Below are 14,310 nucleotides of genomic sequence, written 5' to 3'. Positions count from 1 at the left end.
CTATTAAGTAGTTTTATACTGTAAACTGTTAACCGTGAACTGTAAACTATTTCATCCAATCAACAGGATTAGCTAATACCTTCAACAGCTTTTCTTCCCAACTGTTTTCTTCTGGATGGTGGTCATATACCCATTGTACATGTGGTGGCAAACTCATTAGGATAGATTCGATACGTCCATTGGTTTTTAGGCCAAATAGAGTTCCTTTATCATGAACAAGATTAAACTCTACGTATCTACCTCTTCTGATTTCTTGCCATGTACGGTGCTCATTGCTATAAGGGGTATCCATACGACGTTCTACGATAGGTGCATAAGCTTCTAAGAAGCTATCTCCTACTTCGGTTACGAAGTCATACCACTGTTGCATAGACATTTCTTCTGTTACTTCTAAGCGGTCAAAGAATAATCCTCCGATACCACGTGCCTCTTCTCTATGTGCATTCCAAAAATATTCATCACATTGCTTTTTATACAATGGATAAAACGCTGGATTATGTTTATCACAAGCTGTCTTACATACAGTATGAAAATGCGTAGCATCCTCATCGAATAGGTAATAAGGTGTAAGGTCTTGTCCTCCACCAAACCAAGAACGCACTACTGTACCTTCTTTGTCATACATTTCAAAATAACGCCAGTTAGCATGTACTGTAGGTACCATAGGACTCTTCGGGTGAATCACTAACGATAGTCCACAAGCGAAGAAATCTACATCTCCTACATTAAAGTACTTTTGCATCGCTACTGGTAATGGTCCGTGTACGGCAGAGATATTCACTCCTCCTTTTTCGAATACTGCTCCATTCTCGATTACGCGTGTGCGACCTCCACCACCTTCAGGACGTTCCCAAAGGTCTTCTTGGAATTTTGCCTTTCCATCTATATCTTCAAGTCCTTTTGTAATGGTATCTTGAAGCTGTTGTATATATTGATAAAATTGTTCTTTCATATTATAAATAGTACATATCCTCTCTCTGTCAGGATACTCATCATTAAAAAAACTATTGTTCCGTAGTTCAGCCAATACATTATATTACACCTCTCTACCTTATCTTTAAATAAACAATAGTAAGCAGACTCCTCTAGTCCTACATATCACTATCATAGTGTGTATGATACCTCAACCTGTTTCTGCTGTAAATAGTGATCTCTTAAAGACGACTAATCTTAGTCATGATATTAAATGAGAATGCTTTACTCTCATCTTGGATATATTGATAGACAGCCTTTGCTTTTGCTTTTAATGAAGGCTCTTGAGAAGACCACTTCACTAATAGATCTGTGAACTCTTCCATCTTATCCCAAGGGAAGTTGAATTTATGTAAGTGCAAGGCTAGGTCCTTACCCTCTGTTATCAACAGTTGTTCATAACTCAGGCCTATCTTTTGAAGCTCTACGTCTAGATCTTCTATAAATTTCTTGTCCTCTGGTGTAAATCCAATAGAAGACAACTTCTGAACAATAGACTCTATACGTCTTTCTTCTTCACTTTTTGTTCCTTTGTTTAACATAGGTCAAATGATATAGTAAAACAAAAAAGCCTACGTCGTACTTCGGCAGGCTTTTCTGTCAATATTTTACTTGTGTTCGTATTCTTTTACCGCTTCGATAAATGCTTTTGCATGATCTACTGGGATATGAGGTAAGATACCGTGACCTAAGTTCACTATATACTTATCTTTACCGAAAGCATCGATCATCTCGTGTACCATTTTCTTAATAGTAGGGATCGGAGACATTAGACGGCTTGGGTCAAAGTTACCTTGTAATGTGATATCTCCTCCTGTGAATAGACGAGCGTTCTGTGGGCTACAAGTCCAGTCTACTCCTAATGCAGAAGCTTTTGACTTCGCCATCTCAGGTAATGCAAACCAACATCCTTTTCCAAATACGATAACTGGAGTGATATCAGCTAATGCTTCTACTATTTGGTTAATATACTGCCATGAAAACTCTTGATAATCTACTGGAGATAACATTCCTCCCCATGAATCGAATATTTGTACTGCATTTACACCTGCTTTTACCTTTTCTTTAAGGTATAAAATAGTTGTATCTGTAATCTTTTGTAATAACGTATGTGCAGCTACTGGGTCAGAAAAACAGAAGCCTTTCGCTAAATCAAAGCTCTTAGAACCTTTTCCTTCTACTGCATAACAAAAGATAGTCCAAGGTGAACCAGCGAATCCAATCAATGGTACTTCATCGTTTAACATCTCTTTCGTTACTTTAATAGCATCCATTACATATCCTAATGTCTCTTCGATATTAGGTACGATAACTTGCTCTACATCTTTAGCAGAACGGATAGGATTAGGTACCCATGGCCCTACTCCTGGTCTCATCTCTACATCAATGTTCATAGCTTGCGGTACGACTAAAATATCTGAGAATAAAATAGCAGCATCTGGTTTTACAATACGAATCGGTTGTACTGTAATCTCAGCTGCGATTTCTGGCATTCTACAACGTGTAAAAAAATCATACTTATCTCTTAATTCGCGAAACTCTGGTAAGTATCTACCTGCTTGACGCATCATCCATACAGGTGGTCTCTCTACTGTTTCACCTTTTAACGCTCTTAAGAATAAATCATTTTTAATCATTTCTATTCGATTTTAATACGTCAATTTTTAGCTGACTCTATTTATAATAATCCACACAAGCTTGTAATGTAGCTTCCACTGTAGGTTGCTTCGCTATTACAATATTCTGTGTAACTCCTTTTAATGGTTCTGCTGTAGTATCTCCTATACAGAAGCACACTTCTGTCGTGATGCTGTTCTGCTGAAGATAACTCTCTATCGCTGAAGGACTGTAAAAGCACAATCCATCTACTTTATATTCATTCTTTATAGGATTAAGCACAGTCTGATATACTGTGAACTCATTAAAGACCATACCATTTGCTCTAAAAGCATCTGGCAATAGATCTCTTCTGATACTTCCGCTAAAGAATGTTATATTTCTATCTTTATAGTCTTGAACAATGATAGGAGCTAATTCTTTTGCATAATGTGCCCAAGCCTTAACTTCCCAACCGTTCTCCTCCAACAATTCTTTTGTTTTTATCCCCACACATAGCGCTGGTTTCTTATTCAGAACTTCTCTATATCCCTGACTAATCACACTCTTCACTGCATTCTGACTCGTAAACAATACATACTCATGTACAGCATCCAAGTCGAATACTAAGTGTTCTGTCAAGATATAATCTTGTTCTACTAAATGCACCTTCCCTAAAGCTACAGCATCTAGTACACTCGCTTTAATCTTACGTGTAGATAAAATAGTTGGATTAAAAGACATTTTATTTTTTTAATTGTTGACGTAGTGTTTCCATTAATTCACTACCACCATTCTCAAGAATTTCTTTAGCTGCAAAGAATCCAAGCTTCTTCCACTCTGCGATATCCACTACTTTGTTCACTTCGAACTTCTGTTGACCATCTAAAGAGAATAATACCCCTTTAAAATTAATCGTGTCATCGTGATCATTATAAGTAGCTAAAGCACCGATAGGAGCTGTACATCCACCTTCTAATGTTCTTAAGAACTGTCTTTCTATATAAGTAGTCATCTCTGTTTCATAATCATTTAACTGAGCTACTGCGTCTAAAGCATGATTATCATCTGCATTTACGACTACTACCATAGCTCCCTGTGCAGGTGCTGGTATCATCCAGTCAAGATTAATGAAGTTCGATGGTTTCTTTTTAATACGATCTAAACCAGCTGAAGCGAAGATTGCTCCATTCCAATCGCTGTTTTGTAGTTTTTCCATACGAGTATTTACATTTCCTCGTAGGTCAACTGTTGTATGCTTTGGGAAACGGTTTAACCATTGAGCTTTACGTCTTAAACTTCCTGTAGCTACTACTGCCTCAACCTCTTCTGACATAAAAGATGTATCTCCTTTATGTAATAAGATATCTACAGTATTAGCACGTTTAAGTACTGCTCCCTGTACGATTCCTTGTGGTAGAGCTGTTGGTACATCTTTCATAGAATGTACTGCGATATCTACCTCTTTTTTTATCATTGCCACATCTAGAGTCTTAGTAAAGATTCCTGTGATTCCCATCTCATATAATGGCTTGTCCAATACTAGATCTCCTGTAGATTTAACAGGTACTAACTCTGTTTTGTACCCTAATTTCTGAAGAGATTGTTCTACTGTTTTTGCTTGCCACATTGCTAGTTCACTATCACGTGTACCTATACGAATAATTCTACCCATTTTAATTTGATTCTATATGAAACACTTTTTCTATCCATTCTATACTCTGATCCACTACTGTATCTTCATGACGAAGATGGTTTGCAAAGTGCGTAGTGATCTTCTGTATGATGCGCATACTGATTAATTCAGCCTGCTCAGAATCAAAGTTATCATATTTCTTTTTATGATAATCTAATTCCCCATCTTTTATCTGCTCTAGCTTAGATTTAAGAGCATGTATAGTAGGTGCGAATTTTCTCATCTTCGTCCAAGCGATAAACTCAGACATGATCTCTTCTATAATTTCTTCTGCTTGTGGAATGAACTCTCTTCTTCTCTCGATCGTCTTATCTGTCATTTGAGATAAATAATCAAGGTGTATTAATTCTACTCCTTCTATCTCAGTCACATCATCACTCACGTTCTTAGGAATAGACAAATCTAAAATAACAAGAGGTTTTGTCAAGTTAAGCAACGCCTTATCTACTGTAGGTTTCTGTGCACCAGTCGCTACGATAAGCACATCTGATTTGCGTATTTCTGCTTGTAAATCTGCATAATCCTTTACGATAAGATTAAATTTACCTGCTACTTCTAACGCTTTCTCTTTTGTTCTATTAATAAGTGTAATATGATCATTCTTAGTATGCTTCACTAAGTTTTCACATGTATTTCTACCAATTTTACCTGTTCCGAATAACAAGATATTCTTATTAGATATATCTTCTACATGATCCATAATATATTGTACAGAAGCAAATGATACAGAAGTAGCTCCAGAACTAAGCTCAGTCTCATTCTTGATACGTTTACTTGCTTGGATTACAGCATTGACTAATCTCTCGAAGTAATTCGTTGTCAGTTCTTTCTCCTTCGCTAAGTAGAAAGCATTCTTAATCTGACTGATAATTTCAAAATCACCTAATATCTGACTATCTAGTCCTGTTCCAACGCGGAATAAGTGTTCTATAGCCTCCTTAGTCTTATATACATAAGCCACATTGCGGAAGTCATCCACTGTACCATTACTGTTATCACATAATAATTTAATCAGTTCGAAAGGGTGTTGTGCGAAACCAAATATCTCCGTTCTATTACATGTAGAAATCACGATTAAACTCTCGATTCCTTCATTTTTAGCTTGAGTTAATAAATTGTCTTTGGCCTCATCACTTAGACTAAACTTACCGCGCATTTCAGCGTCCGCTTTCTTATAACTTAATCCCACTGCATAAAAAGTCGCAGGTTTAGTCTTATCTATTTTGTCCATACCACAGAGTTAATTCAAAAAAGTAAACAAATTTAAGATTAAAGAATCGACAAAAGTAACGCTAGAAGGACTATTTATATCGCTAAGGGATTTCTCAAAAAAAAAGCATTGCATTTCATTATAATACAGTACATTTGCAACAATGACAAGGGTTAAAAGACACTCTATATAGAATCATTCTAAATAAAAAGTAACTAGATAAGTTTCTAACTTAAGTTTAAAAAGTATCGCTATGAGTCCTACGGAAGAAATAATAATTGATGATAATTTTTCGATATTAAGATTCGAAAACAACTTGACAGAGAACATAACATTTCAACGAGAAATGGGAACAGATGTTATCCAATTTTACTTTGGTCTAAAAGGGTCTGCCAAATTTGTATTCAATCAAGGAGCATATTCTCTTCCGCTTAATGAAGAAAAATTCTTGATCCTTTACAATCCTCAAAAACAGCTTCCTGTACACTTAGAGATATCTCCTAATACATGGGTCATAAGTGTTTTAATTTCTATTAAGAAGTTCCATGCTCTTTTTTCAACAGAAGCAGAGTTCATCGGTTTCTTAACTGGTGAAAACAGAGACAAGAAGTATTACTCTGAAGAAGAAATTACTCCTTCTATGGCTATAGTCCTAAATCAGCTATTTAACTTCTATATGAACTCAACTATCAAGAAGTTATACTACACTGGTAAGACATACGAGTTACTTAGTTTACTATTTAATCAGAATGAAGATCAAAACATAGAGAATTGCCCATTCTTATCTGATGAAGACGATGTCGTTAAAATCAAAAAAGCGAAAGATATCATCATCAGTAAAATGGCAGAACCACCTACACTTCAAGAGTTAGCAGACTCAGTAGGTATTAACATTAAAAAACTAAAAATGGGCTTTAAGCAGATTTACGGTGACTCTGTATTCAGCTTCTTGTTTGACTATAAGATGGAATACGCACGTAAGCTCTTAGACAACGGCAGTTATAATGTAAACGAAGTAGGACTAAAGATTGGTTATAGTTCTGCTAGTCACTTTATTGCTGCCTTTAAAAAGAAGTTTGGCACTACACCAAAAAAATACTTAATGTCTCTCAACACAAATAATTAACAACATGCAAGGTATATTATTAGTTAACCTAGGCTCACCTAAAAGCCCTACAGCAAAAGACGTAAAACCATACTTAGGAGAATTCTTAATGGATGAAAGAGTAATAGACATGCCATACATCCTAAGAAGTTTATTAGTTAAAGGAATCATACTGAATACTAGACCAAAGAAATCAGCAGAAGCTTATTCTAAAATATGGTGGAAAGAAGGTTCACCACTAATCGTAATTTCTGAAAGACAACAAAAGAAAGTACAAGCAAAAGTGGACATACCAGTAGCATTAGCTATGAGATATGGAGAACCCTCTATCCAAACAGGTTTACAAGAATTAAAAGACAAAGGTATAGATGATGTACTAATGATCCCTCTTTACCCTCAGTTTGCCATGGCAACTACAGAGACTATTAATGTATTAGCAGAAGAAGTAAGACAGAAATACTTTCCTCAAATGAAAGTTACGAGCTTCCCAGCTTTCTACAACAAGAAAGAATATGTAGATGCTCTAGCTCATACTATACAAGGTCATCTAGAAGGGTATGACTATGACCATATCGTATTCTCTTATCACGGGGTACCTGAACGACATATCCGCAAATCAGATGTAACGAAGGGACACTGTACTATAGACGGCTCTTGCTGTCAAACAGCTTCTAAAGCACATGAGTTCTGCTATAGACACCAATGTTTAGAAACAACAAGACAAGTAGTAGAGAAATTAAACATCCCTGCTGATAAATACACTAACTCATTCCAATCTAGATTAGGAATGGACAAATGGCTACAACCTCCAACTGATGCTACTGTAAATGGATTAGCTGAGAAAGGCATTAAAAAGCTAGCAGTAGTTACTCCTGCCTTTGTAGCCGACTGTCTTGAAACACTAGAAGAAATAGGCATGGAAGCACATGACGAATTCTTAAAACACGGAGGAGAAGAGTTTAGAACAATCCCTTGTATGAATGATGATGACATGTGGATAGATGCAATGGTTACTTGGATTAAAGAATGGCAAAACAAATAATAGCATGTTATACCTATATCTAAAAGCTCTACATATTATTTTTATAGTATGCTGGTTTGCAGGACTATTCTATATCGTACGTCTATTTGTATATTACTCCGAGACGAAGGATATGCCTGAAGTACAATCCAACATCCTAAGAGATCAATACACCATCATGACTAATCGCCTGTGGAACATCATCACATGGCCTGCGGCAGTATTGGCAACTATTTTTGGAATATGGATGCTGATAGCAATACCTGCTTGGTTAAGTCAACCTTGGATGCATGTAAAACTATTATTTGTAGTAGCATTAATTGCTTATCATCTAAAATGCCATCAGTTCGTCAAACAAATCAACAATAGAACGATGACTAAAACATCTTCCTTTTTTAGAATTTGGAATGAAGGAGCAACCTTGATTTTATTTTCTGTAGTATTTTTAGTAATTTTAAAAAGTACTTTTAATTGGATATTTGGAGTTGTAGGTCTAGTAGGATTATCAATACTATTAATGCTAGGAATACGCTTATACAAACGAATTCGCGATAGCAGAAAATAATGAAAGATGACTTTATATTAAAGAACTTTTCTCTGAGAAATAGAATATTTTTCTCACTTATATTTTTGAGTATTATCTCATCTGTATTGATATCAGCTGTATCAGTGTATCAATTCAGAGAAGAAGCACGTACTTATCATCAATATAGACTAGAAAGGACAGAAAACTCTATCAACGAGAATATAAACTACATCTTAACAACCTCAGAATACCCTCTAACAACAGAGAATATCCCTCGCATTTTTAGAGATAAAATACATGAGCTAGCAGCCATACACAATACAGAGATCAATATACACGATCTACAAGGACACCTCTTGATTACCTCAAGAGGTACCTTTTCTGTAGATAGCATCTCTAAAAACATCTCTCCTTTAGTTTTAAAGACAATACAGTCCTCTCCAAACAAACGCTTTGTAGATATAAAAACGGTAGATAGCAACCGTATACGTATCGCATATAGCTTCTTAAAGGATTTAAAGTACAAACCCCTAGGTATACTTAAAATACCGTATGAGGAGAAAACAGAGTTTTACGAGAACGAGATTCAGAACTTCATGGTTAAATTTGGACAAGTATATATCATTATGCTAATTATGTCTATCGCTATCTCTTACTTCTTATCAAACTATATCACCCAAAGCCTAAACAATATCAGTGTCAAGATTACAAGCACCAAGTTTGGGCAAAAAAATGAAAAGATCGATTCTACTAACACAAGCAAGGAGATTTCGGCTCTTATCACTGCATATAACGATATGGTGGAGAAACTCGATGATTCGTACGAAAAACTAGCTCAAACAGAAAGAGAGCAAGCTTGGAGAGAAATGGCTAAGCAAGTTGCACACGAAATAAAGAATCCTCTTACTCCAATGCGTCTGACTGTTCAAAGCTTTGAAAGAAGATTTGATCCTAATGATCCAGAAATCAAAACAAAATTAAAAGACTTCTCTCAAGTATTAATACAACAGATAGATACGATGACTTCTGTTGCAACAGCTTTCTCTAGCTTTGCTGCAATGCCTGCTCAGCAAGACGAAACTCTTGACATTGTCAATACTGTAAAATTAACACTTGACATCTTTAATGAAGACTATATCTGGTTCGAAAGCACCGATCAGGAGATCATCTCTAAAATAGATAGAACACAACTAATCAGAATTATTACTAACTTAGTCAAAAATGCAATACAAGCTATCCCATCTGAGCAGAAGAGCCCACAAATAAAAGTGAGTATATCTAGAACAGAAGAAAGCGCAATCATCAAAGTAGCTGATAACGGAACAGGTATAAAGCAAGAAGATCTAAACAAAATATTCCAACCTAAGTTCACTACCAAAACAAGTGGCATGGGATTAGGATTGGGAATCATAAAAAACATAATTACAAATTACAACGGTACAATAGTCTTCGAAACAGAAGAAGGTCTTGGCACCACATTTATTGTTACCTTGCCTATTATAAATAATTAATCAAATAAAAGATATTATGGATTTTGAAAATATTCTAGTAGAAAAAGAAGGAAGTCTGGCCATTATAACCATTAATAGACCAACTAAATTAAACGCTTTAAACAAGCCAACAATTGAAGAGCTTCACCAAGCCCTTAAACACTTTGAAAAAGACCGTGAAACACGTGTTATCATCCTTACTGGAAGTGGAGAAAAAGCTTTCGTTGCAGGTGCTGACATTAAAGAATTCTCTAGCTTCAACACTAGTGAAGGTTCACAGTTAGCTGCCAAAGGACAAGAGCTTCTATTCGACTATGTTCAAAATTACAACAAACCAGTAATCGCTGCTGTTAATGGATTTGCCCTAGGAGGTGGATTAGAGTTAGCGATGTCAGCACACTTCAGAATAGCTTCTAATAACGCTAAAATGGGACTTCCAGAAGTAACACTTGGACTAATCCCAGGATATGGCGGAACACAACGCTTACCTCAACTTATTGGAAAAGGAAGAGCAATGGAGCTAATCATGACTGCAGAGATGATAACAGCTGATAAAGCTCTATCTTATGGATTAGTGAACCACGTTGTAGAGCAAGAAGAACTATTAGCATTCACAAAGAAAATAGCGAACAAAATAGCTTCTAACTCTGCTTCTGCAATTGGAAGAGCAATAAAATCTATTAATGCTAACTTTAAAGATGGTGTAAACGGATACCACGAAGAAATCAAGAACTTCGGAGAATGCTTCGAAACAGAAGACTTCACAGAAGGAACTACTGCTTTCTTAGAAAAAAGAAAACCTGAATTCAAAGGTCAAAACTAATAACAAAAAAAGGTCAGAGCGTGCTCTGACCTTTCTTATTTCAATTCCTTATTCTTGAAATAAAAAAACCTCTTGAATGATCAAGAGGTTTTTTGTTGGCCTACTAGGACTCGAACCTAGAACGACTGAACCAAAATCAGCTGTGTTACCATTACACCATAGGCCAGTACCATTTCATTACTTTGGCATAATTACTTCAGTAATGCGGATGCAAAATTAGCACATTTTTTGATTCTTCCAAATATAAAATGTCTTTTTTAATCACTCTCAGCCCCCTATTTTGCTAAGATACTCATAGTCAAGAGAGAGTATTGATAATTTTAACATTTTATTTTTACGTACAATTAAAATAAAAAAAGCCTCTTGAAAAATCAAGAGGCTTTTCTGTTGGCCTACTAGGACTCGAACCTAGAACGACTGAACCAAAATCAGCTGTGTTACCATTACACCATAGGCCAATACCTTTTTTACATACCGTAAAGCGTAATTACTTCATCAATGCGGATGCAAAAGTATAACTATTTTTATAATCTCCAAACTTTTCTATCAAAAAAATTAATTTTTTCTAATTCCTTCACGCAACACAAAAAAAATCTTTTCTTTGTATATACAATCTGAAAAAATATCTAGTAATTACAAATATGTTGACATTCAATTACAAGAAGTGGAATGTTATAGGTGGATGGCTATGTTTTGCCATTGCCCTATTGACTTATACACTAACAGTAGAGCCTACAGTAAGCTTTTGGGATCCAGGAGAATATATTGCTACCTCTGCTAAACTACAAGTAGGACACCCTCCAGGGGCTCCTTTTTATCAAATGTTAGGAGCTTTCTTCTCGATGTTTGCTACCTCTCCAGATAAAGTTGCCCTAATGGTAAACATGGTTGCTGTTATTTCCAGCGCGTTTACCATTCTTTTTATGTTCTGGACATTATCTAATTTACTTAAGAAAATCGTCGTTGCGAAAAGTGAGTGGACGAATATCAATGCTATCGTTGTTTTAGGTAGTGCTGCTGTTGGTTCATTAGCCTTTTCATTCACAGATAGTTTTTGGTTTAACGCTGTAGAGTCTGAAGTATATGCTTCTGCGATGCTTCTGACATCACTTCTATTGTACTTAGGTGTGAGATGGTATGATGATATCAACACTCCTAAAGGTAATCGTTGGCTATTATTGATAGGGTTAGTTATCGGAGCTTCTTTTGGAGTCCACCTAATGGCTTTATTAACAGTTCCATCTATCGCATTACTATACTTCTTTAAAAGATATCAAAAAGTAACTATCAAAAACTTTATCATAGCCAATATAGCGGCTGTAGGAGTTTTATTCTTCCTTTTTGCTTTCTTATTCCCTAAGACCTTAGCCTTATTTGGTAAGACAGAGATCTTTATGGTAAACTCGATAGGAATGCCATTTAACAGTGGAACTATATTTGCCTTCTTATTGATTGTTGCCTTCTTTGTATTCGGGTTGAGATATACAGAGAAGAAAAACAAGATAATGGCGAACACCCTTATTCTAACACTTCTTTTTGTATTTGTTGGATTGACGAGTTGGATAATGTTACCTATCCGAGCTAATGCAAAAGTAGTAATCAATGAGAACACACCTTCTGATGCTTCTGAGCTATTAGCATACTACCAACGTGAACAGTATGGAGAAGAAAGTATCTATTACGATTCTTACTTCACTAAAAAATATGTAGGATTAGACAAAAACAATCCCTGGAAAGACGAAAAACCAAACTACGAAAGAAACTACCAAACAGGTAAGTATGAAATCGTAAACGAATATAAAAACGCAGGACAAAACTTCGATAGTACTCATAAAGGATTCCTTCCTAGACTGTGGAGCACAGACAAGAACCACCGTGTCAACTATATGCGTTATACTAAACCTTTAGACTTCAGAGTATCTTCTCAATATGCTGGAACAAAAGAGTTAGAAGAATTAGTATCTGGAGTAAAACAAGGTCTCGCTAGTGGAGAAATTGATTATGATGGACTTGACAAGTTCCTAGATCAATATGGAGAATACCTAGAAATCGAAGTACCTTCATTCTCTAGTAATATCGGTTTTATGTTTGAGTACCAATTCGGATATATGTTCTGGCGTTACCTGATGTGGAACTTTGCAGGAAGACAAGATGATGTACAAGGTCAAGGTGACTTACAACACGGTAACTGGATTAGTGGTATCAAATTCTTAGACGAAATACGTTTAGGTTCTCAAGATAACTTACCTTCAGATACATTAGAAAACAAAGGTAGAAACACTTATTTCTTCTTACCTTTTATACTTGGGCTTATCGGTATTGTATTCCACTATCGTAAAGACCCTAAGATGTTCTGGGTATTGTTAGTGTTATTCCTATTTACAAGTTTTGCACTTAAAATATTCTTGAATGAACGTCCATTCGAACCGCGTGAACGTGACTATGCTGTAGTACCAGCATTCTATGTATTCGCGATGTGGATTGGATTCGGAGTATATGCTATCTTCGACGGTCTTAAAAAATATGTACAACCAAAAATAGCTGGTCCAGCTGTTCTAGTTGTATCATTATTTGCAGCTCCTGTATTATTAGCACAACAAAACTGGGATGACCACGACCGTTCAGATCGTTATACAGCCCTTGCTAACGCTAGAGCATACTTAGATTCATGTGATCCGAATGCTATCTTATTTACTATTGGAGATAACGATACATTCCCACTGTGGTATCTACAAGATGTAGAAGGATACAGAACAGACGTAAGAGTTGTATGTACGAGTTTACTTCCATTAGACTGGTATATTGACCAGATGAGAGCAAAAGCGTATGACTCAGAGCCTCTACCTATCTCATTCACACATGATCAATATGTAGGTAATAAAAGAGATGCTATCATCGTAAACAAGATGATTGAAGAAAGAATAGACATCAACTCTCTTCTTAACTTCATTAAATCTGATGACGATAGAACGAAGATTAAAACAGAGGCAGGAACTACATTGTATATCGCTCCTACTAATCAAATCAGAATACCGGTAGATAGTGCTAATGTAGCGAAACACAATATCGTATCTCCTCACTTAAGAAAAGATATATTACCTTATCTAGACGTTAACATTACTGACCAGGCTATCTATAAGCACCGCCTTATCATGTTAGATATAGTAGCAAATAATAACTGGGAACGACCTATATACTTCTCTGGAGGTAGCTGGGGAGATGATGATTTCATCTGGATGAAAGATTACTTACAGTTAAGTGGTTTAGTATATAAACTAGTTCCTCTGAAATCTGATACAGAGAGTTCTCATGCACTAGATAGAGGTTCTATAGACGCAGATAGAATGTACGATATCGTAACGAAGTGGTACTGGGGTAATATGGGAAGTGATAAGATATATCACGATCCTCAGACTAGACGTAATGCACTGAGCTACCGTATCAACCTTGCTCGATTGATGGAACAACTATTAATAGAGGGGAAAGATGAGAAAGCGAAGAAAGTTATTGATATAGCGATGACGAATATGCCTATCAAATACTATGGTTTATACGAAGTTGTACATCCATTCGTAGAAGGTTCTTATAAAGTTGGCGAAAAAGAAAATGCTCGTCAAATGGCTAAAGAATTAATTCAAAAATCTCAAGAATCGCTTACTTACTATAAAGGCCTTGAGATAAATGATATCGAATACTATGCTAGAGAGATTATTACTGAAATAGAAATATGGCGCTCTCTGTTACAAATAATAGAAGAAGAAGACCCTAGCTACTACGCTAGTCTAGTACCAGACTTCAATACATATAATGGCTATTTTAAATACTTTAAAAGAGCTAACTTATAGTTTAAAAGGCGATAGAAATAAATCTA

The 14,310-nt window shown here is 35.8% G+C and carries 12 protein-coding genes and 2 tRNA genes; 6 read left to right on the top strand and 8 right to left on the bottom strand.

From position 1 onward, the window contains the following. Window positions 1-46: 46 nt before the first annotated feature. The 6 genes from hemF to hemA all read right to left on the bottom strand — a co-directional run bounded on the left by hemF (window position 47) and on the right by hemA (window position 5,495). The gene (hemF, locus tag RT228_RS01920) at window positions 47-1,027 is read right to left on the bottom strand and encodes an oxygen-dependent coproporphyrinogen oxidase (RefSeq protein WP_006259829.1); all 981 of its coding nucleotides are present in this window, start codon (window positions 1,025-1,027) and stop codon (window positions 47-49) included. A 127-nt stretch (window positions 1,028-1,154) separates the two neighbouring features. Next, window positions 1,155-1,514, bottom strand: a complete 360-nt coding sequence (locus tag RT228_RS01915) for a hypothetical protein (RefSeq protein WP_006262349.1) — start codon at window positions 1,512-1,514, stop codon at window positions 1,155-1,157. Window positions 1,515-1,580: 66 nt separating this feature from the next. Next, window positions 1,581-2,609, bottom strand: a complete 1,029-nt coding sequence (hemE, locus tag RT228_RS01910; RefSeq protein WP_006262350.1) for a uroporphyrinogen decarboxylase — start codon at window positions 2,607-2,609, stop codon at window positions 1,581-1,583. A 37-nt stretch (window positions 2,610-2,646) separates the two neighbouring features. Next, window positions 2,647-3,312, bottom strand: coding sequence for a uroporphyrinogen-III synthase (locus RT228_RS01905; protein WP_006262352.1), 666 nt, complete (start codon window positions 3,310-3,312; stop codon window positions 2,647-2,649). A gap of 1 nt (window position 3,313) precedes the next feature. Then, the gene (gene hemC / locus RT228_RS01900) at window positions 3,314-4,243 is read right to left on the bottom strand and encodes a hydroxymethylbilane synthase (protein ID WP_006259833.1); all 930 of its coding nucleotides are present in this window, start codon (window positions 4,241-4,243) and stop codon (window positions 3,314-3,316) included. Window position 4,244: 1 nt separating this feature from the next. Further along, a complete protein-coding gene (gene hemA, locus RT228_RS01895) occupies window positions 4,245-5,495 on the bottom strand; it encodes a glutamyl-tRNA reductase (RefSeq protein WP_006259834.1) in 1,251 nt (416 codons plus the stop codon). Between the two features lie 232 nt (window positions 5,496-5,727). Between hemA and RT228_RS01890 the strand changes: the two genes are divergently transcribed. Genes RT228_RS01890 through RT228_RS01870 form a run of 5 tightly spaced genes read left to right on the top strand, consistent with a single transcriptional unit; the run spans window position 5,728 to window position 10,439 of the window. Beyond that, window positions 5,728-6,600 carry a helix-turn-helix transcriptional regulator gene (locus RT228_RS01890; RefSeq protein ID WP_006264532.1) on the top strand — a complete coding sequence of 291 codons (873 nt, stop codon included), beginning with the start codon at window positions 5,728-5,730 and terminating at the stop codon, window positions 6,598-6,600. Window positions 6,601-6,604: 4 nt separating this feature from the next. After that, window positions 6,605-7,621 carry a ferrochelatase gene (gene hemH / locus RT228_RS01885; RefSeq protein WP_006259836.1) on the top strand — a complete coding sequence of 339 codons (1,017 nt, stop codon included), beginning with the start codon at window positions 6,605-6,607 and terminating at the stop codon, window positions 7,619-7,621. 4 nt (window positions 7,622-7,625) lie between these two features. Continuing rightward, the gene (locus RT228_RS01880; protein WP_006259837.1) at window positions 7,626-8,165 is read left to right on the top strand and encodes a CopD family protein; all 540 of its coding nucleotides are present in this window, start codon (window positions 7,626-7,628) and stop codon (window positions 8,163-8,165) included. Continuing rightward, a complete protein-coding gene (locus tag RT228_RS01875; RefSeq protein WP_313138365.1) occupies window positions 8,165-9,637 on the top strand; it encodes an ATP-binding protein in 1,473 nt (490 codons plus the stop codon). Before RT228_RS01880 ends, RT228_RS01875 begins: the two co-directional genes overlap by 1 nt. Window positions 9,638-9,653: 16 nt before the next feature. Then, window positions 9,654-10,439 (top strand): enoyl-CoA hydratase/isomerase family protein, encoded by a 786-nt coding sequence (locus tag RT228_RS01870; RefSeq protein ID WP_006259839.1) that lies wholly within the window; start codon window positions 9,654-9,656, stop codon window positions 10,437-10,439. Between the two features lie 95 nt (window positions 10,440-10,534). On the opposite strand, the gene RT228_RS01865 is transcribed toward RT228_RS01870, so the two are convergent. Next, window positions 10,535-10,605: transfer RNA gene (locus tag RT228_RS01865), tRNA-Gln, on the bottom strand. 221 nt (window positions 10,606-10,826) lie between these two features. Next, a tRNA-Gln gene (locus tag RT228_RS01860) sits at window positions 10,827-10,897 on the bottom strand. 183 nt (window positions 10,898-11,080) lie between these two features. Here RT228_RS01860 and RT228_RS01855 point away from each other — a divergent pair. Then, a complete protein-coding gene (locus RT228_RS01855; RefSeq protein ID WP_286397098.1) occupies window positions 11,081-14,284 on the top strand; it encodes a DUF2723 domain-containing protein in 3,204 nt (1,067 codons plus the stop codon). Window positions 14,285-14,310: the final 26 nt, after the last annotated feature.

The organism is Myroides sp. (assembly GCF_032073645.1).
Taxonomy (GTDB): Bacteria; Bacteroidota; Bacteroidia; order Flavobacteriales; family Flavobacteriaceae; genus Flavobacterium; species Flavobacterium odoratimimum.
Note: the sequence above shows the minus strand (reverse complement) of the source record. Positions and strands in the feature narration are given on the sequence as shown.

Excerpts from the sequence above, each read along its gene's own strand:
- hemA (WP_006259834.1), bottom strand. The coding sequence starts at position 5,495 with ATGGACAAAATAGATAAGACTAAACCTGCGACTTTTTATGCAGTGGGA.
- RT228_RS01855 (WP_286397098.1), top strand. The coding sequence starts at position 11,081 with ATGTTGACATTCAATTACAAGAAGTGGAATGTTATAGGTGGATGGCTA.
- hemH (WP_006259836.1), top strand. The coding sequence starts at position 6,605 with ATGCAAGGTATATTATTAGTTAACCTAGGCTCACCTAAAAGCCCTACA.
- hemC (WP_006259833.1), bottom strand. The coding sequence starts at position 4,243 with ATGGGTAGAATTATTCGTATAGGTACACGTGATAGTGAACTAGCAATG.
- RT228_RS01875 (WP_313138365.1), top strand. The coding sequence starts at position 8,165 with ATGAAAGATGACTTTATATTAAAGAACTTTTCTCTGAGAAATAGAATA.
- RT228_RS01890 (WP_006264532.1), top strand. The coding sequence starts at position 5,728 with ATGAGTCCTACGGAAGAAATAATAATTGATGATAATTTTTCGATATTA.
- hemE (WP_006262350.1), bottom strand. The coding sequence starts at position 2,609 with ATGATTAAAAATGATTTATTCTTAAGAGCGTTAAAAGGTGAAACAGTA.
- RT228_RS01880 (WP_006259837.1), top strand. The coding sequence starts at position 7,626 with ATGTTATACCTATATCTAAAAGCTCTACATATTATTTTTATAGTATGC.
- RT228_RS01905 (WP_006262352.1), bottom strand. The coding sequence starts at position 3,312 with ATGTCTTTTAATCCAACTATTTTATCTACACGTAAGATTAAAGCGAGT.
- RT228_RS01870 (WP_006259839.1), top strand. The coding sequence starts at position 9,654 with ATGGATTTTGAAAATATTCTAGTAGAAAAAGAAGGAAGTCTGGCCATT.
- RT228_RS01915 (WP_006262349.1), bottom strand. The coding sequence starts at position 1,514 with ATGTTAAACAAAGGAACAAAAAGTGAAGAAGAAAGACGTATAGAGTCT.